The sequence below is a fragment of the Streptomyces sp. WP-1 genome, assembly GCF_030450125.1.
Taxonomy (GTDB): Bacteria; Actinomycetota; Actinomycetes; order Streptomycetales; family Streptomycetaceae; genus Streptomyces; species Streptomyces incarnatus.
Genome location: NZ_CP123923.1, coordinates 712,416 through 734,370, shown reverse-complemented (window position 1 = coordinate 734,370; position 21,955 = coordinate 712,416). Strand labels below are relative to the sequence as shown.

The following is a 21,955-nucleotide window of genomic DNA, read 5'->3' as shown; positions in this document are numbered from 1 at the left end:
CTCTCTCCGAACCGGTCCTGGCGACCTCAACGGCCCGCGCCCGTGGCGGCGTTCGTCCGTCCGTCCCCCGAAAGCCCGTCCCCCGCGAGCCATTCGGCGATGGTCGCGGCGATCGGCTGCCCGGTGTCCATCTCCACGAACCCGAACTGGCCGGACTGGTTGCACTCCAGGAACCACCAGACGCCGTCCGCGTCCTCCGCGAAGTCGAACGCACCGTACGCCAGTTCCGCTCCCCGGAGATAGCGCAGGACCCCCTCGGCGACCCACGCGGGCACCGTCACCGGCAGCCACGGTGACACGGACGGGGCGAACCGGACGTCCACGTCGTCGGGATGGGCGTCCGGATCCACCGGCTTGCGGGCCGCCAGCAGGGTGTCGCCGACGGCGGTGAGCCGGATGTCGGCCTGCTTCACGACGCGTTGCTGGAGCAGCGTCGGGCCGTAGGCGACCGCCGAGAAGTCCGCGTCCGGCGCGACCCTGCTGGTCGGCACCGCCCGCGGCGGCTCCTGCGGATGCGCTCCGGAGACCGGCTTGACCACCAGGTCCGGGTGACGCTCCGCGAACTCCCTTGCCGCGCCCGGGAACGTGGTGATCAGTGTGGCCGGCACGCCGAGTCCGCTGCGCTGGGCGTGCCGAAGCTGCCAGGGCTTGTACCGGGCGCGGCGGGCGGCGTCCGGATGGTTCATCCAGCGTGCGTCCGTGCAGCGGAGCATGCCGTACAGCGCCTGCGCGGACTCCTCGGTCAGCCAGGCGGACGGCTGGGCGGCGCGCGCCGCCGCCGCCCCGGGCCTGCGCACCCAGACGGAGCGCAGGCCGTCCAGGTCCACCAGGCGCCCGCCGACGGACAGTTGCCCGTGGCAGGCGCCGTGCGCGTACTCGCCCGACAGCGCGACCCCGTCGGTCAGATCGGCGGGGTCGAGCCGGACGACGGGCACCTGGGCCTCGCGGAGGCGGAGGACCACCATGTCCGCCGTCACGTCTTCGTCACTGGTCAGGATGAGCACGGTCATCGTCTTCGGGTCCGTGGCTCAGTCGTCGAAGTGCGTCTTGGAACCGGCGGTCGAGGTCGTGGTCCCCAGCGCGCGCAGGGTCGCGTGGTCCGTCGCGGCGATCCGCCCGTCCGGGAGGACGTTCAACTGCAGTCCGGAGTCGTACGCGTACGGAACGGTTACTTCCAACTGCACAGCCGGGCGCGCGTAGTTGAGCGTGAACGGTTGCATGGTCTCTCCCTGGTTCGGCTTTCACGTCCTTATACGATTCGAACGGGTGATTGGTTTCCTTACGCTGCGTGACCATGGCGCGGATGGGCGCCTTCCGCCGCGGTGCCGGACGCCCCCGCTCACACAGCGAGTGCCCCGCGCGCCACGGACAGTGCCTGCTCCGCGTATCCGCGGCCGAACAGCACCGCGTGCACGAGGAGCGGGAAGAGCTGGTGGACGCCGACGCGTTCGCGCCAGCCGTCGGCGAGCGGCGCCGATTCCCGGTACCCCGCGAGGACCCGGTCGAGGTGCGGGCAGCCGAAGAGCTGGAGCATCGCCAGATCGGTCTCCCGGTGCCCGCCGTGCGCGGCCGGGTCGATGAGCCGCACCTCGCCGTCGGCGCCCCACAGCACATTGCCGTTCCACAGGTCGCCGTGCAGCCGCGCGGGCGGTTCCGCGGGCCCCGCCAGTTCCGGCAGCCGGGCGCAGAGCCGCTCGAACACCGCCGCCTCGCCCGGCCGGAGCGTCCCGCGCCCGACCGCGCCGCGCACGTACGGCAGCACCCGGTGCTCGGCGTACCAGCCGGACCACTCGGCGCCCTCGGTGTTGCGCATGGGTGCGAGCCCGATGTACGCGTCCTTCGGGCCGCCGGGCGGCGCCGAACCGAAGCGGGGCGCGCCGGACGCGTGCAGGGCGGCCAGGGCCTGACCGAAACGGAGCGCAGCCTTCGCGTCGGGTTCCCCGGTCGCCACCCGCTCGGTCACCATCCAGCGCTCGTCGTGCCCGAGCACCTCCGGCACCCGTACGGCGCCCGCCGCGGCCAGCCAGCGCAGCCCCGCCACCTCCGCGCGGACCGCACCGGGGGCGTCGGCGCGCTTGACCATCACCGGGGTGCCGTCGTCCAGCAGCACCTCCACGGGCGACCCGGACAGCCCCCGCGCCGCGCCGACGGGGCGCCCGGTGAGCCGGGACGCCGCCTGTCCAGGATCCTCGTCTCGCGTGACCACGGCTTCAGAGTACGGCGGACAACACCAGGTCAGGAGAGGCTACTTCGACCGTTACTACGACGCTTTCAGGCCATTCGGCGGAGCCTCGCGCGCGGATCGGTGCCGCGTGGGCGGCGTGAGTGCGCGAAGTGGCCACACGAGGCGCCCGCCGTACCGTCAGTCGCCGACCGGGGCCGAACGCGCGGGCAGACCCACCGGGTTGCCGGGCGGCAGCAGATCCGAGTCCTGCACCGCGCGGGCCAGGGGATCCAGCAGCGCGGCCAGCCGGGCGGTGCGGTCCGGGCCGAGGGCGCGCCAGGGGCTCTCGGCCGCCGCGTCGGTCAGCGCCTCGACCTGCGCGCGCGCCGCCGCCCCGGACGCGGTGAGCGATCCGTCCTCGGCGAGCAGCCCGCGCTCCCGCAGCCGGACGCCAGCCGCCGTCCAGTCGCTCGGCGCCCACTTGCGGGTCTCCCGCAAAAACCCCTCGTCCGACTCGCCGGCGGCCGCCTTGAGCACCATGGCCTCGACCGGCCCGAGCCCCTGGCCCACCAGTACCGCGACATGCCCGTCGCCCCGGTGCTCGCGCAGGGTCGTCAGCGCCTGCCACAGCCGGGCCGTGGGCCGCTCCGGGCGCTCCAGCGCCTGGTTGGCGGCAGCCAGCACCCGGCCCGTGGTGTCCGCGGCCGCCGCGGCCTCCCAGGCGAGATCGGCGGCCTCGGCGAACGCGGCGGAACCGGTGGCCTCCGGTCCGTACAGCCCGGTCATCGCCGCGTCCATGGCGGCCTCGCGGGCCGCGAGGATCCGCTCGGGGGCCGCGTACCCCCAGGCATCCGGCAGCGCCCTGGCCACCCGGTCGGGGTGGAAGACGTAGAAGCCGCTCGTCACGACGGCGGGGGAGACCGGGCCGAGCGGGGCGGCCCGCAGCGCGAAGTAGCCCATCCAGTAGCCGCGCAGACCGAGGTCCTTCGCGGCCTGGTGCGCCTGCGGCGCGAAGTACACGAGGTCGTGCACCGGTTCGTAGCGCTCCCACAGGGCCCGCGCCATCCCGTCCGCCACTGCCGCCTCCCACCGCCTCGGCCGCTCTGGGGCCGTGTGCCGTCGTACCGTCCGGCACCAGACTGCGCTATGACCGCTGTCATAACAAGGACGACCCGCGAACCCCTCCCGGCTTCTCCGCCGGGCTTCCGCCCGGCGGGACGCGACACGGTCCGGCGGGGGTTCGGATTGGACCGGACGGGGGGCGCGGGACAGGGCGCACTGTGGCAGACGGGTGGGCCGTTGACACGGCTGGGCGGCTCGGATGGTGGGAGCCGGGGGCCTCACTGACGGTGGTTCATGTCGAGACCGGGTCCATCCAGCTGATGAGGCGTCCGCTGCCCGGTCACGGCGGAAGGACTACACGATGCGTTCTGCCCGTACCCTCCTGGCCACGGCAGCCGCCGCGGCCGCCCTGGCCTTCGCCACGCCCGGCGCCGCGTTCGCGGTCCCGGCCGGGCACGACTCGGGCCGCGGCGATTCCTCGTACAACAGCGACTCCGGCGGTGACCGCGACAAGGGATCCGACCGGGACCAAGACAACGGCAGCGGAGGCGACAACGACCGCGGACACGACCGGCCCCGCGGCGGAATGCACACGGGTGGCGGAGCGCTCGCCACCGTGCTGCGCACCGACAGCAGTGGTGACATCCGCTTCGACCCCGAGTCCTACCAGGAGGACGGCGGGGGCAGGGGCGGCAGCGACGAGGGCGGCGGCGGTGGCGGTCGCGGCAAGGGTGGTGACGACGACAGCGGCGGCGGTGGCGGCCGGGGCAAGGGTGGTGACGACGACAGCGGCGGCGGTGGCGGTCGCGGCAAGGGTAGTGACGACGACAGCGGTGGCGGCGGTGGCCGGGGCAAGGGCGGCGACGACAGCGGCAGCGACTGGGGCGGCTCGGACGGCGGCGGCGGCAAGCCGCGCGGCGGCATGCACACCGGTGGCGGCGCGCTCGCCAACCCCGGCGTCACCACGGGTGGCCTCGCGGTCCTCGGGGTGGGCGCGGCCGGCATGTACGCGCTGCGCCGCAAGAAGGCCGCGCAGCCGGCGTCCTGACCGGGGCCACGGACGCCGCCGGCGCGCTGCGAGCGCCGGCGGCGCGTGCCCCTCGCGCGGGCGTGCGGCGCCCTCCTGCAAGGGCGAACCCCCGCCGTCACCATCCATCCCGTACCGCCGTGTCCCAGTGAGGTGATGTCCGATGGCAGCGGATCCGTCCCCCGCGCAGCCCCCCGAACCGGAGCCGGACGCGTCAGGTGCCGCTCGTGGCGGGCGGCTGGTGCTCTGGGGGGTGGCGATCCTCTTCCTCGCCGTCAGCATGTTCGGCGGGCATCACGGATCGTTCCCGGCGCCGCGGGCGACCCCGGCCTCCGGGGCCAGCTCCACGGGGCGCGCCCCGGTGCGTGTGGGGCTGCCCCGGTCGGAGCCGGTCAGGCTGGTCATCCCGAAGATCGGCGTCGACGCCCCCTTCACGCAGCTGACGCTCAGTGCCACGGGGCAGCTCCAGCCGCCGCCCGCGGCGAACACCAATCTCGTCGGCTGGTACGCCGGGGGCGCCGCACCCGGCGAGAAGGGCACCGCCATCATCGCCGGGCACGTGGACACCAAGGTCTCCGCGGCCGTCTTCGTCAACCTCGACCAACTGGACACCGGCGACCGCTTCTCCGTGGAGCGCGCCGACGGCCGCACCGCGAACTTCGTGGTGGACAGCGCCTCGACCTTCGCCAAGGACGACTTCCCGAGCGACCGCGTCTACGCCGACACCTCCCGCCCCGAGGCCCGCCTCATCACCTGCGCCGGCGACTACGACCACACGGCCAAGGACTACACCGACAACCTGGTGGTCTTCGCCCACCTCGTATGACGCACAACGGGCCGCACAGCGGTTCCCCCACCCGCAGCCGCGGGCACGCTCACAGCCGACGGCTGCGCAGTTCCCCTCGGGGGGCGCGGGGAACTGCGCGATCAACCACGACGCACCCGCGGCTGTCGACGAACCGCCGCCGACGCGCCCCCCCCGCAGCCGACGGCCCGGCAGTTCCCTAGGGGCGCGGGGAACTGCGCGACCAGCCACGACGCACTCGCACGCCTCCACGAACCGCACCCCGACGGCGCGCCCCCCCAACGGCCTGGCCCACTCACCCCGCCGATGACGAGAACGCGCCACCCCGGCCGAAGGCCACCGTCGCGAACCGCTCACCGATCCTGCGATGCGCCGCCGCGCCCGGGTGGAGCCCGTCCGCCAGCGGAAGTTCCGCGAAGTCGGCCTCGCCGTACAGCTCGCGCCCGTCGAGATGGAACAGCTGGCCGTCCTCGGCCGCCCGCTCCCGCACGATCCGCGCAAGCTCCGCCCGCACGACCCCGAGCGTGAGCTTGCCGGCCGCCGTCTCCGCCGGATCACCGGAGGCATGGAACGCGAGCCTGCCCTCGGCGAGCGCCGCGAGATCCCAGGCCGTGGGCCCGGGCGTGTCCTCGTGCATCGGGCACAGCACCGGCGAGACGACGAGCAGCGGTGTGTCCGGGTGCCCCTCGCGGATCGTGTCGAGGAAGCCGTGCACCGCGGGCCCGAAAGCGCGCAGCCGCATCAGGTCGCTGTTGACGACGTTGATGCCCAGCTTGACGCTGATCAGATCGGCCGGGGTGTCCCGCAGCGCGCGGGCGGTGAACGGGTCGAGCAGCGCGCTGCCGCCGAGGCCCAGATTGATCAGCTCAACCCCGCCGAGAGCGGCGGCCAGCGCCGGCCACGTGGTGGTGGGGCTCGCGGCGTCGGAGCCGTGGCTGATCGAACTGCCGTGGTGCAGCCAGACCTTGCGGCCCCGGTCCGGTACGGCCGTCACCGGGGCGTCGGAGCGCAGCGCGACCAGCTCGGTCCGCTCGTTGTGCGGCAGCCAGATCTCCACGTCCTTGGGCGTGTCCGGCAGCCCGCCGAACCGTACGGTGGCGACCGGGCCCGGCGTGTGCTCCGTGCTCCCGGTGGCCATGTCGATGGTGAGCACGTCACCCCCGGCCGCGCTGGCGCTGCCCGCCGGGCGTCCGTCCACCAGCAGGTCGTACACCCCGTCGGGGCGCGGGGGAAGGCCGGTGTAGACCCGCTTGGTCGGCAGGGTGTCCAGCTCGACGGTGGTGGCGCGGGTGCGGAACACCAGCCGTACCCCGGCGGGCTGCGACTCGGCCAGGGCGAGCTGCGGGTCGGCGCACTGGGCGCGGGCCCTGGCGGGCAGCCGGTGCGGCAGCAGTCCCCGCTCGGTGCGTTCGAGGTCGAGGGCCCCGCGTACGAGGTCGGCGGTGAGGGCGGTGGTGTGCATGATGTCGGCCTGTGTTTCGTGGGGAGACGTCGGCTCAGCGGGTGGGCCAGTTGCGGAGCAGGGAATCCAGGGCGTCCACGATCCGCGTCCAGGACTCCTGGGAGTCGGGGGCGCTGTGCGCGAACCCGCCGGCCGTCTCCAGGCTGACGTAGCCGTGGAAGACGCCGCCCAGAAGGCGCACCGCGTGGGTCTGGTCGGGTTCGGGCAGGTCGTAGCCGCGCAGGATCGCCCGGGTCAGCTGGGCGTGCCGGGGGCCCGCGCTCGCGGCGGCCGTCTCGGCGTCCAGCGGGTACCGGGCCGCGGTGTAGCGGCCGGGGTGGGCGAGGGCGTAGTCGCGGTAGACGTCCGCGAAGGCGCCGAGCGCGTCCTTGCCGGAGCGTCCGGCGAGCGCCTCGGCGGCGCGGTCGGCCATCTCCGCGAGGGCGAGCAGCGCGATCCGCGTCTTGAGGTCCTGGGAGTTCTTCAGGTGCGAGTACAGGCTCGCGACCTTGACGTCGAACCGCCGGGCCAGCGCCGACACGGTCACCTGCTCGAAGCCCACCTCGTCGGCCAGCTCCGCGCCCGCGCGGACCAGCCGGCCGGTGGTCAGTCCCACACGCGCCATCAGCTTCCTCCCTCTTTCCGATAGGGATTATGCGACTGCCTAAAGCTTTTAGGCAAACGGCTGAGCAGTCAAGGCGCCCGGAGGCTGCCCGGGAACGCGAACGGCCGCCGACCGGGGAGTCCGGTCGGCGGCCGCGAGGGCGCCGGAGGCTGGGGCGTCAGACCGCCGTCGCCGGGTACGTCGGGTACTCCACGCCCGACACGTGCTGCACGACCCGCACGACCTGGCACGAGTAGCCGAACTCGTTGTCGTACCAGAGGTAGAGGATCGCGTTGTCGCCGTCCACCTTCAGCGCGCCGGCGTCCACGATCGAGGCGTGGCGCGAGCCGATGAAGTCGCTGGAGACCGCGTCGGGCGCCGTGGTGAAGTCGATCTGGCGCTTGAGCGGCGAGGTCAGCGAGACGTCGCGCAGGTAGTCGTGGACCTCCTCGCGGGTGGTCTCACGGGCCAGCTGGAGGTTGAGGATCGCGATCGAGACGTCCGGCACCGGGACGCGGATCGAGCTGCCGGAGATCGGCGCCTTGAGGTCGGGCAGCGCCTTCGCCACGGCCGAGGCGGCACCGGTCTCGGTGATCACCATGTTCAGCGGCGCGGAGCGGCCGCGGCGCTCGGCCTTGTGGTAATTGTCCAGCAGATTCTGGTCGTTGGTGAACGAGTGGACCGTCTCCACGTGGCCGCGCAGCACGCCGTACTCGTCGTCCATGGCCTTCAGCGGCGGGACGATCGCGTTGGTGGTGCAGGAGGCGCAGGACAGGATCTGCTCGTCCGGCTTGATGGTGTCGTGGTTGACGCCGTGCACGATGTTCGGGACGTCGCCCTTGCCCGGCGCGGTCAGGACGACCTTCTCGATACCGGGGCGCAGGTGCTCGGACAGGCCCGCGCGGTCGCGCCACTTGCCGGTGTTGTCGATGAGGATGGCGTCGCGGATGCCGTACTCGGTGTAGTCCACCTGCGAGGGGTCGTCGGCGTAGATCACCTTGACGGCATTGCCGTTGGCGATGATCGTGCTGTTCTCCTCGTCCACCGTGATGGTGCCCTGGAACTGGCCGTGGATCGAGTCGCGCCGCAGCAGCGAGGCGCGCTTGACGATGTCCTCGGCGCCGCCGCCGCGCACCACGATGGCCCGCAGGCGCAGCCCGTTGCCGGAGCCGGCCTTCTCGATCAGCAGGCGGGCCACGAGGCGGCCGATGCGGCCGAAGCCGTACAGCACGACATCGCGCGGCTCACGCCGGTCGATCTTGTTGGCGCCGGTGGCGCCGGCGACCGCCTCGGCGGTGAACTCCTCGACGCTCAGGCCGCGTTCGTCGGCCTGGTGGAGGGTGGCGAGCATGCCCAGGTCGATCTGGGAGGGGCCGAGGTCCAGGGCGGTCAGGGCCTTCAGGAAGGGCATCGTCTCGGTGACGGACAGCTCCTGGCCGGCGATCTGCCGGGCGAAGCGGTGCGTCTTGAGGATGCTGACCACCGACTTGTTCACCAGGGAGCGGCTGTGCAGCAGGACGGTCACGTCCCGCTCGCGGTGCAGCTTCCCGATGAGCGGGATCATGGACTCCGCGATCTCCTCGCGGTTCTTCCAGTTGGTGAACGAGTCGTCGTTGACAGTCACAGGTCCGGTCCATCTTTCGAGCTAGGCAGCGCTCATATGATAACCACACCCTACGGGGGTCCTCCCGGGGGTTCGCAGGGGGGTGCTCGAAGAGGGGTTCGAGGCGCTGGAACGAGTGACCGTAAGGGACTTACACCCATTTCTTGACCAATTCCTGATTCAGGGTGGAAGTACGTAAGAAACCCGAGTCGTGGATTGCACGTCTTACCCGGCGTGCCCAAGGTCGACAGCGTGAGCACCTCCTCCGTACCCCGGCCCGAACCGGCCGCCCCGTCCCGCCCCGCGGGCCGCTTCGATCTGCCCCGGATCGTCCGGCGCGGAATCCCCGAAGGGGCGGTGCCGGCCCTCGCGTTGTTCGCGTGCGTCCGGCTCGCCGGGATACTCGCGGTGATCGTGACCAACGCCCTGCGCGGGCACCCGCTGGTCCGCACCCTCGCCCACTCCTGGGACTCCCGCTGGTACCTGCACATCGCGGCCCAGGGCTACGGCCACAAGATGTGGATCACCCCGCAGGGCGCCGTCCAGACCGACTGGGCGTTCTTCCCCCTCTACCCGGCGCTCATCCGAGCGCTCACCACCGTGCTGCCGCTCACCCCGGGCCGGGCCGCGCTGCTGATCGCCTGGCTCGCCGCGGGCGTGGCCGCGTACGGCGTCTACGTCATCGGACATCTGCTGTACGGCCGGGGCGTGGCCACCGCGCTGGTCGGACTGTGGGCGGTCATGCCGCACGCCGTCGAACTGACCATCGCCTACACCGAGTCGCTGTTCGCCGCGCTCGCCATCTGGGCCCTGTACTGCGTGCTCAAGGGCCGCTGGCTGTGGGCCGGGGCACTGGCCGCGTTCGCCGGTCTCGCCCGGCCCAGCGGCTTCGCGGTGGCCGGCGCCGTCGCCCTCGCCGCCGTGTACGAGGCGTGGCGCCGCCGCGGGAGGGTCTCCTGGCGCCTGTGGGCCGGGGCCGTCCTCGCCCCACTCGGCTTCCTCGGCTATGTGCTGTGGGTCGGCACCCAGGTGGGTAACCTCTTCGGCGGCTACTTCAAGGTGCAGAGCGCCTGGGACTCCCGCTTCGACTTCGGCGTCGGCGCGGCCCGCTTCGTCAAGGCGCTGCTGCTGCACGGCGGCGGCGTCGTCTACACGGTCGCGCTGCTGGTCGTGGCCACCGGGGTGCTGCTGTTCGCCCTGCTGTGCCTGGACCGCCCCCCGCTGGTCCTGGCCGTCTTCGCCGGGGTGCTGATCCTGCTCGTGCTCGGCGGCTCCGGCTCCTTCTCCTCCAAGCCCCGCTTCCTGCTCCCGGCGTTCCCCCTGCTCATCCCGATGGCCCGCGCCCTCGCCCGGACCTGGCGGGTGCGGCCCGTCCAGGCGGTCCTCGTCTACGGCGCGCTCACCCTCGTGTCCCTGTTCTTCGGCGCCTACGTCACGGCGGTGGCCCATTCCCCGCTGTGAGCGCCCGGACCCGGTGAGGAGTCCGTAAGAAGCCGATCACCCCGGACACCCCGTGCGAAGGCCGGGAAACGGGGTAGTCGAGGGGACGCCCGAGGAAAGGACCGTCATGACGACCTACCTGATCAGCGTCCCCGGCACCTTCACCGCCGGGGTCGGCGCGGACACCCGGACCCGCCTGACCCGCGCGCTGCGCCCCGTGGACCCGCACAGCACCCGGATGGGCAGCAGCGAGGACCTGGATGTGCTCAACGTCAACGACGACAACACGTTCACCCTCCGCCTGACCGTCGAGGCCGACACCGGCCCGCACGCCGAGGAGGAGGCCCGCAGGCTCGCGGACTCCGCGCTGCGCGGCGCCGGCCTGGACGAACGCAGCGCGCCGCTGGGCCCGGCGGTGATCACCGGGATCGACTCCGACGCGAGCTGAGCCGGCGCGGACTGCGGCCGGGACACCGGCTGAGCGGCCCGCCCCGGCGGGCCGCGCCGAGTTCGGTCACTTTGGGTAAAATCGAGGCGTTTGCCAATGATTCGGGCAGCCGTGCTCCTCGGAGGCGGCCGTCTCCGAGGGCACCCTCCGCCGGAAGTGAACCGATGCCCCGCAAGCGCTCCACCGACGACGGCGACGAACTGCTGGCCAGACTCGGTTCGCTCACCGCGCAGGCGCGCGAGCGCGCGGAACTCCAGCGCACCCAGGTCGAGCTGGCCATCGCCCTCCAGCGCGGCATGCTGCCCCGGGACCTGCCCACCGCCCCCGGACTGCATCTGGCGGTCCGCTACGCCCCCGCCTGCTACGGCCTCAACGTGGGCGGCGACTGGTACGACGCCTTCCCGCTGCCCGACGGCCGGATCGGGCTGGCCATCGGCGACGTACAGGGGCACAACATCGAGGCCGCCGCCTTCATGGGCCAGGTACGCGCCGGACTGCGCGCCCTCGCCTTCGCCACCGGCGAGCCCGGCGAACTGCTCGCCCGCACCAACGACCTGCTGCTCTCCCTCGGCAGCGAACTCTTCGCCACCTGCACCTTCATGCGGCTCGACCCGGCCACCGGCGCGATGGAGAGCGCCCGCGCCGGCCACATCCCCTTCGTATGGGCCACGGCGGACGGCAAGTCGGGTGTCGTCGACGACGAGGGCGGGCCGCCGCTCGGCATCCAGCGGGGCGTCGAGTACCCGGTGACCCGGCACCGGCTGACCGCCGGCGGGCTGTTCGTGCTGCTCACCGACGGGGTGGTGGAGGGGCCTTCGCTGGCCGTCGAGGACGGCCTGGAACAGGTGACCCGGCTCGCGGGCATAGCCGCCGTCGCGGGCCTGGAGAGCCACGCGCTGGCCGCCGCCGTGATCAAGGGCGCCGAGAACGTCGGACACGAGGACGACGCCGCCGTACTCGTCGTCGGCCTCGACGGACCCGCACGGCCGTAGCGTCCCTCATTTCAGCCAGAGGGCCGGATCCCGGGCGCTCTCGCCTCGCCGAGCCGCGCCGGGCGGTGTGAGATGGCTGCTGTGGTGGGTAACGCGGAACTGCGCCGGCCGGGCGGCTATGTCGTCCAGGTGCTGGCCGTCGCGGCCCTCTACTACGGCTCCGCCCGCCTCGGACTGCTGCGCGAGCTGACCGTGGAGAGCGCCGTCGTCACCCCGATCTACCCGCCGACCGGCGTCTCCGTCGCCGCCCTGCTGCTCTTCGGCATCGGCTGCTGGCCCGGCATCACCCTCGGCGCCCTCGCCTTCATCCTGACCATCTCGTCACCCGGCCCCGACCTGGTCGGCATCCTCTTCGGCAACACCGCCGCCCCCGTGTGCGCGGCGATCCTGCTGCACTGGGCGCGCTTCCGCCCCGACCTCGGCCGCTTCCGGGACGGTCTCGCCCTGGTGTTCCTCGGCGCGCTGGCCGCCATGACGATCAGTGCGACCGTCGGTGTGGGGATGCTCGTGCTCACGGACAAGCTGGACGTGAACGAATTCTGGCCGGTGTGGCTCGCCTGGTGGGTCGGCGACGCGATGGGGGTCCTGCTGGTCACCCCGCTGCTGCTGATGCTGGGGAGGCTGCGCCGTCCGCCGCCGCTGGGCCGCTGGCGGGAGGCGACCGCGCTCGCCGTCATCGCCTGCGTGCTCGTCCCGCTGGCCACCTACAGCTCGATCAGCCTGCTCTTCCTGGTCTATCCGCTGATCATCTGGGCCGCCCTGCGCTTCCAGCTCGCGGGCGCGGTGCTGTGCGCGCTCTTCACGTCCGTGATGGCGACCATCGCCGCCACGGACGGCAGCGGCGCGTTCCAGGGGCTGAGCCCGGTCGAGATCATGGCCAAGCTCCAGGCCTTCAACGGGACGATGGCGCTCACCGCGCTGCTGATGTCCGCCCTCATCGCCGAGCAGCGCAACACGCGCCGCTCGGTGGAGCGGGCATGCCAGGAACTGGTCCAGGTTCTCGAACACCTGACCGCTGGCGATGTCCCGCTGCCCCTGCCCCAGACGGACCCCGACGGGACGGAGGGCGACGACGACGACACCGGGGGCCGGTCCTCGCCGACGCGGTGAGGCGTGCGGCGGTCAGGTGAGGGCGGGCGGTGGTCCGTCCGCTTCCTCAGTGCGGGTGGTGCGGCTCCTGGTCGCCGCCCCGTTCCTCGGTGCCCCTGCTCCTGGAGCTGCGTTCGGCGACGTCCCGGGGCGTGGGCGTGGGCGTCGGCGAGCTGCCGGACCTCTCGGCGGCGTGACGGCGCTCCGTCTCGTGGCGACGGTTGGCGTCCCGCTGTTCCTGTCGGCTCTGCCGCTGGTCATCACGTGCGTTCATACGGCGCCGGGTACCCCCGCCCCGGCCACCGCAACGCCCCTCCCGGCGTGTCGGCCGGCCGCCCCGGGGCGCCGGGGGACGATGGGCGGGCCCCGCCGGGGCAGGGAGGGGCGGAGGGAAGGGCGGCAAGGGCGGAATGGAACAGCGGATGACCGCGCGGGCGCGGGACGGCGCCGGTGCGGGACATGAGGCGGCCCCGGCGGACGACACGGCCGGTGCGGCCCGCGAGACCGATACCGAGGCCGATACGGCGGCTACGACACCCCCGGCCGGCCGGGACCCCGGCGCCCCCGACCCCCGCCGCCGTATCCCTCGTACCGACGATCTCCTGCGCGACCCCCGTTTGGCCGAAGCCACGCACCGGCTCGGAGACGCCGTCGTCAAAGGGGCCGTACAGGAGGCGCAGCGGCGGGCCAGGGACGGGGAGCTGCCGCCCGAACGCGTGCCGGAGACGGTCCTGGGTCTGCTCCCCGACACCGCGAGCGGACTGCGTCCGGTGCTCAACGCCACCGGGGTGCTGCTCCACACCAACCTCGGCCGCGCCCCCCTCTCGGACGCCGCCCGGCGTGCCGTGACCGAGGCCGCCGGACCCACCGACGTGGAACTCGACCTGGCGACCGGCGCCCGGGCCCGCCGGGGCCGCTCCGCCCTCGCCGCCCTGCGTGCCCGGGTGCCCGCCGCCGGTGACGTCCATGTCGCAAACAACGGCGCCGCCGCCCTCGTCCTCGCCGCCACCGCGCTCGCGGCCGGCCGGGAGATCGTCGTCAGCCGGGGCGAGATGGTGGAGATCGGCGACGGCTTCCGGCTGCCCGACCTGCTGGTCTCCACCGGCGCGCGGCTGCGCGAGGTGGGCACGACGAACCGTACGACCGCCGCCGACTACGCCGACGCGATCGGCCCGGGGACCGGGTTCGTGCTCAAGGTGCACCCGTCCAACTTCCGCGTCACCGGCTTCACCCGTGCGGCCCAGACCGGGGAACTCGCCTCGCTGGGCGTCCCGGTCGTCGTGGACATCGGCTCCGGGCTGCTCGCCCCGCACCCGGGCCTGCCCGAGGAGCCCGACGCCGACACGCAGCTGCGCGCGGGCGCCGCCCTGGTCACCGCGAGCGGCGACAAGCTGCTCGGCGGACCCCAGTGCGGACTGCTGCTCGGCGACCGCGACCTGGTGCGCGTCCTCGCCCGGCACCCGCTGGCCCGCGCCCTGCGCGTCGACAAGCTGACCCTGGCCGCCCTGGAGGCCACCCTCACCGGGCCGCCCACCCCCACCGCCCACGCCCTGACCACCGACCCCGGCGCCCTCCGGGCCCGCGCCGACCGGCTCGCCGCCGAGCTGGCCGCGCACGGGATCGACGCCCGCGCCGTCAAGAGCACCGCCACGGTCGGCGGGGGCGGGGCGCCCGGGGTCGGGCTGTCCAGCGCCGCGCTCTCCCTGCCCGAGCCGTACGCCGCCGCGCTGCGCACCGGCCGTACCCCGGTCGTCGGACGTCTGGAGGCCGGGCGCTGCCTGCTGGATCTACGCTCCGTGCCCCCGGCCGACGACGAGCGGCTCGCGGGAGCCGTACGCGCGGTGCGCACGAGCGGCGGTCCGGTCGCCCGCGAGGGCCGGGCCTGATGCGGGTCCTCGCCACCGCGGGGCATGTCGACCACGGCAAGTCCGCCCTGGTCAGGGCGCTCACCGGGATGGAACCCGACCGGTACGAGGAGGAGCGCCGCCGGGGCCTCACCCTCGATCTGGGCTTTGTGTGGACGCGTCTCGACGCGCTCGGCGACCATCTCGCCTTCGTGGACGTGCCCGGCCATGAGCGGTTCGTGCCGACCATGCTCGCCGGGGTCGGGCCGGTGCCCGCCGTGCTGTTCGTGGTCGCCGCCGACCAGGGCTGGCAGCCTCAGTCGGGGGAACACCTCGCCGTCCTCGACGCGCTGGGCGTGCGGTACGCCGTCCTCGCGGTGACCCGCAGCGACCTCGCCGACCCCGAACCGGTGCGCGCGGACGCCGTGGCGCGGCTGGCGGACACCTCCCTCGGCAAAGTGGGGTCGGTCGCCGTGAGCGCTGTCACCGGCACGGGACTCGATGAACTGCGCGCCGAACTCGCCCTACTGGCACGGGAGTTGCCTGCCCCCGACCCGGACGCCGACGTACGCCTGTGGCTGGACCGGGCGTTCACCGTGCGCGGTCACGGCACCGTGGTGACCGGCACGCTCGGCGCGGGCACCCTGCGCGTCGGCGACCGGCTGGTGACCGGGGACGGCTCGGCGGTGCTGCGGGTGCGCGGGCTCCAGAGCCTGCACGAGGAGCGGGAGGCCGTCAGCGGGGTGGCCCGCGTCGCGGTCAATGTGCACGGGCCCGGGGACGCGGGACTGTGCCGGGGGCAGGTGCTGCTGAGCCCCGGGTGCTGGCGGGCCAGCGAGGTGCTCGACGCGAGGATCGACGGCGAGCCGGTGGCCGACCTGCCCCGCCAGGTCACCCTGCACCTCGGGACCGCCGCCGTGCCGGTCACCGTCCGCCCGCTCGGCACCGACACCGCCCGGCTCACCCTCGCCCGCCCCCTGCCCCTGCGGATCGGCGACCGCGCGGTGCTGCGCGCACCCGGCGGCGGCCGGCCGCCCCGCGGGGTCACCGTCCTCGACGTACGGCCGCCCCGGCTGACCCGGCGCGGCGCCGGCCGGGCCCGCGCCGCCGAACTCGCCGCCCTGACCGGCCACCCCGACCCGGCCGCCGAACTCCGCCGCCGCAAGCTGATCCGCCGCGCCGACCTCAACGCGATGGGCGTCCCGGCCCCCGGCGACCCCGTCACCGGCGACTGGCTGGCCGACCCGGCGCACTGGGCCGAACTGCGCGACCGGCTCACCGCCGAGGTCGAACGGCACGCCCGCGCCCACCCGTTGGACCCCGGACTGCCCACCGAGGCCGCCCGCCGCCTGCTCGGCCTGCCCGACCGCGCCCTCGTCGACACGCTGGCCGACACGTCCCCCCGACTCCGGGGCGACCAGGGCAGGTTGTTCGCCTCCGACAACTCCCGCCCCGACCTGCCCCCGGCCGTGGACGCCGTACGCCGGGACCTGGAGCGGACGCCGTTCCGCGCGCCCGAGGCGGGGCGGCTCGCCGAACTCGGCCTGGACCGCAGGGCGTTGGTCGCCGCCGTGCGCGCCGGGGCGTTGCTGCGGATCGCCGAGGGGATCGTGCTGCTGCCCGGTGCCGACGCCGAGGCCGCCGCCGTACTGCGCGCCCTGCCCCAGCCCTTCACGCTCAGCGAGGCCCGCCGCGCCCTGGACACCACCCGCCGGGTGGCCGTGCCGCTGCTGGAGTTCCTGGACGCCCGGGGACACACGGAACGCGTCGACGACCGGCGCAGGCGCTGCCGTACCGGGCCGGGGAGCGGAGGCGGACGGGAATCGAACCCGCCTGCCCGAGATCCTCGGGCACCTCGGTTTTGAAGACCGGGAGGGCCACCAGGCACCCACACGCCTCCACCGCTCGCCAGGCTAGTGCCCGAGGAGACCACGATGACAACGACCCGCCAAGCGGCCGTCCGGCTCACGCAGTTCGCCCACGGCGGCGGCTGCGCCTGCAAGATCCCGCCCGGTGAGCTGGAGCAGGTGGTCAGCGGACTGACCGCACCCCGGCTCACCGGGGCCTTCACCCCGCTGCTGGTCGGCCTCGCCACCGGTGACGACGCGGCCGTCGTCACCCTGCCCGGACAGCCGGGCACGGCCGTGGTGTGCACGGCCGACTTCTTCACCCCGGTGGTGGACGACCCCTACGACTGGGGGCGGATCGCCGCCGCCAACGCCCTGTCCGACGTGTACGCCATGGGCGGCCGCCCGGTGCTCGCCGTCAATCTGCTGGCCTGGCCGCGCGACACGCTCCCCTTCGAGCTGGCCCGCGAGGTGCTGCGCGGCGGCCTGGACATCGCCACCGAGGCGGGCTGCCATGTCGGCGGCGGCCACAGCGTGGACGACCCGGAACCCAAGTACGGCATGGCCGTCACCGGAATCGCCGACCCCGGGCGGCTGCTGCGCAACGACACCGGGCGCCCAGGTCTCCCGCTGTCCCTGACCAAACCGCTCGGTCTCGGCGTCCTCAACAACCGGCACAAGGCCACCGGCGAACGCTTCGAACAGGCCGTCGCCACCATGACCGCGCTCAACCGCGAGGCGTCCGAGGCCGCGCTCGCCGCCGGGGCCACCTGCGCCACCGACATCACCGGGTTCGGCCTCCTCGGCCATCTGCACAAGCTGGCCAAGGCGTCCGGGGTGACCGCCGTGCTCGACACCGCCGCCGTGCCCTACCTGGACGGCGCCCGGGAGGCCGTACGGGACGGCTACGTCAGCGGCGGCACCCGGCGCAACCTCGAATGGGTCGCCCCCCACACCGCGTTCGGCACCACCGACGCCGACACCCGGCTGCTGCTGGCCGACGCCCAGACCTCCGGCGGACTGCTGGTCGCCGGGGAGGTGCCGGGCGCGCCGGTGGTGGGGGAGCTGGTGCCGTACGACGGCTCCCACACCCTCGTGCTCCACTAGCCCGCCGCCACCGGGGGCTTACGGCTCGGTGCCCGTGTGCGCGTCGACGCCCGCCCGCGCCCGGTAGGCCCGCACCAGCTCCGTGGCCGCGGGGCCGCGCGGCCTGCGCCCCGGCCGGATGTCCACCGCGAACGCCTTGGCCTCCTGGATATGGGTGTTGGGGTCCAGGGACAGGTGCAGCAGCTCGTTGGCCGCGTCGCCGGTGCTGTAGCCGTTGGGGCCCCAGTGGTAGGGCAGGCCCACCTGGTGCAGCCGGCGGCCGTGCACGGTCAGCGGGGCGATCCGGTCGGTGACCAGCACCCGTGCCTCGATCACCCCGCGGGCACTGACGATCGTCGCCCAGCCGGTGTGCTCCAGACCCCGCTCGGCCGCCAGCTCCGGGGAGACCTCGCAGAAGAACTCCGGTTGCAGCTCGGCCAGATAGGGCTGCCAGCGGGACATGCCGCCCGCCGTGTGGTGCTCGGTGAGCCGGTAGGTGGTCGCCACGTACGGGTAGACCTGGGAGCCGCGCTCGTCACCGCTCGGCTGGTAGCGGTTGTCGGGCAGCGTGGGCAGCAACTGCCGTACGGGGTTGCGCTGCTGGTCGTAGAGGAGATTCGGGAACGGCGAGTCCTGCGGCTCGTAGTGCACGGGCAGCGGGCCGTCCGTGAGCCCGGACGGCACGTACAGCCACGCCTTGCCGTCGGCCTGCATGATGAACGGGTCCCGGCCGGACAGCGCCGCGGGCCCGGTGGCGTCCTCGTCCGGCTCGAAGTTTGGCGCCTTGTCCTTCTTGAAGTCGGGGACGTCGTGCCCCGCCCACTCGCCCTTGTCCGCATCCCACCACACCAGCGCCTTCCGCGCGCTCCACGGCCGGCCCTCGGGATCGGCGGAGGCGCGGTTGTACAGCACCCGGCGGTTGGCGGGCCACGCCCACGCCCACTCGGCGGCCACCCAGTCCTGCTCCCCGCCGGGCTTGCGGCGGGCGGCCTGGTTGACACCGTCGGCGCGCACCCCGCAGTAGATCCAGCAGCCGCAGGCGGTCGAGCCGTCGGGCTTCAACTGCTCGTACGAGGACAGCGGTCCGCCGTTCGCGTCATGGCCGTTGATCTCGGCGAGCACCGCCTCCGCGTCCGGCTCGGCCAGCGGGCCCCTCGTCGGGTAGTCCCAGGCGAGGTCCAGCACCGGCCGGTCCATCTCGTCGGCCGACCCGGCGAGCTTCTCCCGGATGATCCGCCCCAGATGGAAGGCGAACCACAGGTCGCTGCGTGCCTCGCCGGGCGGCTCGACCGCCTGGTGGTGCCATTGCAGCAGCCGCTGCGTGTTGGTGAAACTGCCGTCCTTCTCGGTGTGCGCGGCCGCCGGCAGGAAGAACACCTCCGTCCCGATGTCCTTGGTGCGCAGCTCCCCGGTCTCGATCTCCGGGCCGTCCTTCCACCAGGTCGCCGACTCGATCAGCGAGAAGTCGCGCACCACCAGCCAGTCCAGGTTCGCCATGCCGAGCCGCATCAGCTTGGCGTTGGCGTTGCCCACCGCGGGGTTCTCGCCCATCAGGAAGTAGCCCTTGCAGACGCCCTCCAGCTGGGCCATCGTCGTCTCGTACGTCGAGTGCGAACCGGTCAGCCGCGGCAGGTAGTCGAAGCAGAAGTCGTTCTCCTGCGTCGCCGCGTCGCCCCAGTACGCCTTGAGCAGGCTCACCAGGTACGAGCGCATGTTGCCCCAGTAGCCCTTGTGCGCCGACTCCGCCTCCACGAACGCGGCCAGGTCCTGGTCCTGGTGCGCGTGCGGCATCGGGATGTAGCCCGGCAGCAGGTTGAACAGGGTCGGGATGTCCGTGGAGCCCTGGATGGAGGCGTGCCCGCGCAGCGCGAGGATGCCGCCGCCCGGCCGGCCGATGTTGCCGAGGAGCAGCTGGAGGACGCAGGCCGTGCGGATGTACTGCACACCCACCGTGTGCTGGGTCCAGCCCACCGCGTAGGCGAAGGCCGTCGTACGCTCCCGCCCGGAGTTCTCCGTGACCAGCTCGCACACCCGCCGGAACAGCTCGCGCGGCACACCGCACACCTGCTCCACCATCTCCGGTGTGTAGCGGGCGAAGTGCCGCCTGAGCACCTGGAAGACACAGCGCGGGTGCGTCAGCGTCTCGTCCCGCTCCGGCTCGCCCTCGCCGATCACCGCGCCACCGGAGCCGTGCGCCTCGCCGCGCGCCGCCTCGGTCACCGAACTGCCGTCCCGGGTGCGCTCGTCGTACTCCTGGTCGCGCTCCCCGGAGGGTGCCTGTACCTCCGAACCCTCGTACTGCCAGCTGGAGTTGTCGTACGAGCGGGTCTCGCCGTTCAGACCCGAGAAGACGCCGGCCAGATCCTCGGTGTCACAGAAGTCCTCGCGCAGGATCGTCGGCGCGTTGGTGTACGCCACGATGTAGTCGCGGAAGTACTTCCCCTGCTCCAGCACGTAGTTGACGATCGCGCCGAGGAAGGCGATGTCCGAGCCCGCGCGCAGCGGCACATGCAGATCGGCGAGCGCGCTGGTGCGGGTGAACCGCGGGTCGACATGGATCACCTTCGCGCCCCGCGCCTTGGCCTCCATCACCCACTGGAACCCGACCGGATGGCACTCGGCCATGTTCGAGCCCTCGATGACGATGCAGTCCGAGTTCTGCAGGTCCTGCTGGAAGGTGGTCGCGCCGCCGCGTCCGAACGAGGTTCCCAGACTGGGAACGGTGGAGGAGTGTCAAACGCGCGCCTGGTTCTCGATCTGGATCGCGCCGAGCGCCGTGAACAACTTCTTGATGAGGTAGTTCTCCTCGTTGTCCAGTGTGGCCCCGCCGAGGCTCGCGATGCCCAGGGTGCGCCGGGTGCGGGTCCGGTCGACCTCCCATTCCCAGCCCGCCCGGCGGGCCGCGATCACCCGGTCGGCGATCATGTCCATCGCGGTGCCGAGGTCGAGGCGCTCCCACTCGGTGCCACCCGGGCGCCGGTGCAGCACCTGGTGCTCGCGGGCGGCGCCGGTGGTCAGCTGGAGGCTCGCCGAGCCCTTGGGGCACAGCCGGCCACGGGAGACGGGGGAGTCGGGGTCGCCCTCGATCTGGGTGACCTTCCCGTCCTGGACGTACACGTTCTGGCCGCAGCCCACCGCGCAGTACGGACAGACGGACTTCACCACCCGGTCGGCCGAGGCGACCCGGGGCGTGAGCCGTTCACTGGTCCCGCTCTTCGCGGCGGCACCCCGGCCCAGCGGGTCCGTCCCGGTGAGCTGACGGTAGACCGGCCAGGAGTCGATCCAGGTGCGTACGCCCATGGCCACTCCTCTCACACTCGTCGTCCCGATTGTCGCGCGGGGGTGCGGGGACGGCATCTCGTGTGCCGGTACCCAGGGGCGAACGGCAGCGGGCGGGGCCTGGGAGCGCGGACAGCCGGGGGCAGGCGGGTTCGATTCCCGTCCGCCGTAGCCGGAGCAGCCGCTCAACACCCCCGCGCCGTCAGCCTCTCCCGCTGCGGTACGACCGTGTAGCGCGGGTCCTCCGCCGAGGCCACGCCCGCGTGGAAGACGCCGAAGCGCAGGGCCGCCGAGCCGGTGAGGAGGGCGGTGCCGGCGGCCAGCGCCACACGGCGGTCGCGCAAGCGGCCGGAAAGGAGGGCCAGGGCGGCACCGGCGACGGTCAGGGCCTCGGAGGCGCGGAGCAGGACGCGGGGCCTGCCCTGGTCGAAGGGCTCGGCCGCGATCCCCGTCCGGCGTTTCATCAGCTGGAAGGCGCCCAGCTCCAGTCCGGCGCCGAGCAGCGCCGTCCGGCGGGCCGGTCCGGCCTCCTCGATCGGCGCGGTGGCCAGCGCGAGGCCGGATGCGGCGGCCGCGGCGGAACCCGCGAAGACGAAGGGGAGTTGACGGTAGCCCTCGTGCCAGGAAGGGACCGCCGTGTTCGAGAGCAGCACCGCGGTGTAGGTGGCGACGGCGGGGCCCAGCACCGCCGATGCGACGGTGGCGGCGGAGCCCGACAACCGGTAACGGCAGGCCACTTCGGCGGCGGTCGAGCCCAACAGCCGGTAGCGGCCCGCCGCTTCGAAGGCCGCCGCCGCCATGGTCAGCGGCGCGTACCCCACCAGGATCCACGAGCCCAAGCTCATCGGCGAGGTCGGTTTGAACACCCGCAGCATGTTCAGGAACCGGGCCGGGCGGCCCAGGTCGTGCACCAGCGCGGCCAGCGACAGGGAGATCGCCCCGGCCGCCCCCAGTTTCGCCGGTGCCGCGAGCCCCGGCCGGCCCGTCAGCTCACCCCCCGCGGCCAGCAGCGAGGAGGCCCCCGCGAGCCCGCCCAGGAACAGGTATCCGGCGATGTCCACCGCCTTCCACGTGGGCTTGTTCAGCACGGGTCTGCCGTAGTACGACGAGAAGGACGCGTCCGGCACCATGGGCTGCTCGCCCCGCCCGCGCCGCCGACGTCGGCGCCCGGCGTACACCCCGGCCGGCGCCTCCCGGCCGGGGCGCCCGCCCCCGGGGCCGCCC

18 protein-coding genes, 1 tRNA gene and 1 pseudogene are annotated in these 21,955 nt (G+C 73.6%); 9 read left to right on the top strand and 11 right to left on the bottom strand.

Annotated features, from left to right (window positions below; genetic code table 11):
* Positions 1-26: 26 nt before the first annotated feature.
* The 4 genes from tgmB to QHG49_RS02885 all read right to left on the bottom strand — a co-directional run bounded on the left by tgmB (position 27) and on the right by QHG49_RS02885 (position 3,241).
* Positions 27-1,010, bottom strand: a complete 984-nt coding sequence (tgmB, locus tag QHG49_RS02900; protein ID WP_301487132.1) for an ATP-grasp ribosomal peptide maturase — start codon at positions 1,008-1,010, stop codon at positions 27-29.
* A gap of 18 nt (positions 1,011-1,028) precedes the next feature.
* Complete coding sequence (gene tgmA, locus QHG49_RS02895; protein ID WP_046416733.1) at positions 1,029-1,220, bottom strand: putative ATP-grasp-modified RiPP; 192 nt, start codon at positions 1,218-1,220, stop codon at positions 1,029-1,031.
* A gap of 119 nt (positions 1,221-1,339) precedes the next feature.
* On the bottom strand, positions 1,340-2,206 hold the full coding sequence (locus QHG49_RS02890) for a fructosamine kinase family protein (protein WP_301487131.1): 867 nt from the start codon (positions 2,204-2,206) through the stop codon (positions 1,340-1,342).
* A gap of 156 nt (positions 2,207-2,362) precedes the next feature.
* Entirely contained in the window at positions 2,363-3,241 is an 879-nt protein-coding gene (locus QHG49_RS02885) for a hypothetical protein (protein ID WP_301487130.1), read from the bottom strand.
* 346 nt (positions 3,242-3,587) lie between these two features.
* On the opposite strand from QHG49_RS02885, the gene QHG49_RS02880 reads away from it, so the two are divergent.
* Both QHG49_RS02880 and QHG49_RS02875 read left to right on the top strand, forming a co-directional pair.
* Positions 3,588-4,274, top strand: coding sequence for a hypothetical protein (locus tag QHG49_RS02880; protein ID WP_301487129.1), 687 nt, complete (start codon positions 3,588-3,590; stop codon positions 4,272-4,274).
* 142 nt (positions 4,275-4,416) lie between these two features.
* Positions 4,417-5,079 carry a class F sortase gene (locus QHG49_RS02875; protein ID WP_145489716.1) on the top strand — a complete coding sequence of 221 codons (663 nt, stop codon included), beginning with the start codon at positions 4,417-4,419 and terminating at the stop codon, positions 5,077-5,079.
* A gap of 274 nt (positions 5,080-5,353) precedes the next feature.
* On the opposite strand, the gene QHG49_RS02870 is transcribed toward QHG49_RS02875, so the two are convergent.
* The 3 genes from QHG49_RS02870 to QHG49_RS02860 form a co-directional block, all read right to left on the bottom strand.
* On the bottom strand, positions 5,354-6,520 hold the full coding sequence (locus QHG49_RS02870; RefSeq protein WP_301487128.1) for a GDSL-type esterase/lipase family protein: 1,167 nt from the start codon (positions 6,518-6,520) through the stop codon (positions 5,354-5,356).
* Positions 6,521-6,554: 34 nt separating this feature from the next.
* On the bottom strand, positions 6,555-7,124 hold the full coding sequence (locus tag QHG49_RS02865) for a TetR/AcrR family transcriptional regulator (RefSeq protein WP_301487127.1): 570 nt from the start codon (positions 7,122-7,124) through the stop codon (positions 6,555-6,557).
* Between the two features lie 157 nt (positions 7,125-7,281).
* Complete coding sequence (locus tag QHG49_RS02860) at positions 7,282-8,727, bottom strand: glyceraldehyde-3-phosphate dehydrogenase (RefSeq protein ID WP_159698415.1); 1,446 nt, start codon at positions 8,725-8,727, stop codon at positions 7,282-7,284.
* 231 nt (positions 8,728-8,958) lie between these two features.
* Between QHG49_RS02860 and QHG49_RS02855 the strand changes: the two genes are divergently transcribed.
* The 4 genes from QHG49_RS02855 to QHG49_RS02840 all read left to right on the top strand — a co-directional run bounded on the left by QHG49_RS02855 (position 8,959) and on the right by QHG49_RS02840 (position 12,696).
* Entirely contained in the window at positions 8,959-10,167 is a 1,209-nt protein-coding gene (locus QHG49_RS02855; RefSeq protein WP_301487126.1) for a mannosyltransferase family protein, read from the top strand.
* Positions 10,168-10,273: 106 nt separating this feature from the next.
* On the top strand, positions 10,274-10,594 hold the full coding sequence (locus QHG49_RS02850) for a hypothetical protein (protein ID WP_145489708.1): 321 nt from the start codon (positions 10,274-10,276) through the stop codon (positions 10,592-10,594).
* Between the two features lie 164 nt (positions 10,595-10,758).
* Positions 10,759-11,586: a PP2C family protein-serine/threonine phosphatase gene (locus QHG49_RS02845; RefSeq protein WP_145489706.1), complete on the top strand. Its 828-nt coding sequence runs from the start codon at positions 10,759-10,761 to the stop codon at positions 11,584-11,586.
* Between the two features lie 81 nt (positions 11,587-11,667).
* Positions 11,668-12,696, top strand: coding sequence for an MASE1 domain-containing protein (locus tag QHG49_RS02840; protein ID WP_301487125.1), 1,029 nt, complete (start codon positions 11,668-11,670; stop codon positions 12,694-12,696).
* A 46-nt stretch (positions 12,697-12,742) separates the two neighbouring features.
* Here the strand turns inward: QHG49_RS02840 and QHG49_RS02835 are convergent, their stop codons facing one another.
* Positions 12,743-12,949 carry a hypothetical protein gene (locus QHG49_RS02835; protein ID WP_159698406.1) on the bottom strand — a complete coding sequence of 69 codons (207 nt, stop codon included), beginning with the start codon at positions 12,947-12,949 and terminating at the stop codon, positions 12,743-12,745.
* Between the two features lie 148 nt (positions 12,950-13,097).
* Between QHG49_RS02835 and selA the strand changes: the two genes are divergently transcribed.
* Positions 13,098-14,561, top strand: a complete 1,464-nt coding sequence (gene selA, locus QHG49_RS02830) for an L-seryl-tRNA(Sec) selenium transferase (RefSeq protein ID WP_301487124.1) — start codon at positions 13,098-13,100, stop codon at positions 14,559-14,561.
* Positions 14,561-16,243 (top strand): annotated as a pseudogene (locus QHG49_RS02825) (GTP-binding protein); the annotation flags it as partial. The gene selA and the pseudogene QHG49_RS02825, both read left to right, overlap by 1 nt.
* Positions 16,244-16,326: 83 nt before the next feature.
* Here QHG49_RS02825 and QHG49_RS02820 read toward each other — a convergent pair.
* Positions 16,327-16,419: transfer RNA gene (locus QHG49_RS02820), tRNA-Sec, on the bottom strand.
* A gap of 34 nt (positions 16,420-16,453) precedes the next feature.
* Here QHG49_RS02820 and selD point away from each other — a divergent pair.
* Positions 16,454-17,473, top strand: coding sequence for a selenide, water dikinase SelD (gene selD, locus QHG49_RS02815; RefSeq protein WP_159698400.1), 1,020 nt, complete (start codon positions 16,454-16,456; stop codon positions 17,471-17,473).
* 18 nt (positions 17,474-17,491) lie between these two features.
* Here selD and fdh read toward each other — a convergent pair whose 3' ends face one another.
* On the bottom strand, positions 17,492-20,752 hold the full coding sequence (gene fdh / locus QHG49_RS02810; RefSeq protein ID WP_301487123.1) for a formate dehydrogenase: 3,261 nt from the start codon (positions 20,750-20,752) through the stop codon (positions 17,492-17,494).
* 164 nt (positions 20,753-20,916) lie between these two features.
* Complete coding sequence (nrfD, locus tag QHG49_RS02805; protein WP_301492677.1) at positions 20,917-21,861, bottom strand: NrfD/PsrC family molybdoenzyme membrane anchor subunit; 945 nt, start codon at positions 21,859-21,861, stop codon at positions 20,917-20,919.
* Between the last annotated feature and the right edge of the window lie 94 nt (positions 21,862-21,955).

What these genes read in the sequence shown, in the direction of transcription:
- QHG49_RS02875 (WP_145489716.1), top strand. Translation starts at nt 4,417, where the DNA reads ATGGCAGCGGATCCGTCCCCCGCGCAGCCCCCCGAACCGGAGCCGGAC.
- selA (WP_301487124.1), top strand. Translation starts at nt 13,098, where the DNA reads ATGACCGCGCGGGCGCGGGACGGCGCCGGTGCGGGACATGAGGCGGCC.
- tgmB (WP_301487132.1), bottom strand. Translation starts at nt 1,010, where the DNA reads ATGACCGTGCTCATCCTGACCAGTGACGAAGACGTGACGGCGGACATG.
- QHG49_RS02880 (WP_301487129.1), top strand. Translation starts at nt 3,588, where the DNA reads ATGCGTTCTGCCCGTACCCTCCTGGCCACGGCAGCCGCCGCGGCCGCC.
- tgmA (WP_046416733.1), bottom strand. Translation starts at nt 1,220, where the DNA reads ATGCAACCGTTCACGCTCAACTACGCGCGCCCGGCTGTGCAGTTGGAA.
- QHG49_RS02835 (WP_159698406.1), bottom strand. Translation starts at nt 12,949, where the DNA reads ATGAACGCACGTGATGACCAGCGGCAGAGCCGACAGGAACAGCGGGAC.
- QHG49_RS02850 (WP_145489708.1), top strand. Translation starts at nt 10,274, where the DNA reads ATGACGACCTACCTGATCAGCGTCCCCGGCACCTTCACCGCCGGGGTC.
- QHG49_RS02870 (WP_301487128.1), bottom strand. Translation starts at nt 6,520, where the DNA reads ATGCACACCACCGCCCTCACCGCCGACCTCGTACGCGGGGCCCTCGAC.
- QHG49_RS02865 (WP_301487127.1), bottom strand. Translation starts at nt 7,124, where the DNA reads ATGGCGCGTGTGGGACTGACCACCGGCCGGCTGGTCCGCGCGGGCGCG.
- selD (WP_159698400.1), top strand. Translation starts at nt 16,454, where the DNA reads ATGACAACGACCCGCCAAGCGGCCGTCCGGCTCACGCAGTTCGCCCAC.
- nrfD (WP_301492677.1), bottom strand. Translation starts at nt 21,861, where the DNA reads ATGGTGCCGGACGCGTCCTTCTCGTCGTACTACGGCAGACCCGTGCTG.
- QHG49_RS02845 (WP_145489706.1), top strand. Translation starts at nt 10,759, where the DNA reads ATGCCCCGCAAGCGCTCCACCGACGACGGCGACGAACTGCTGGCCAGA.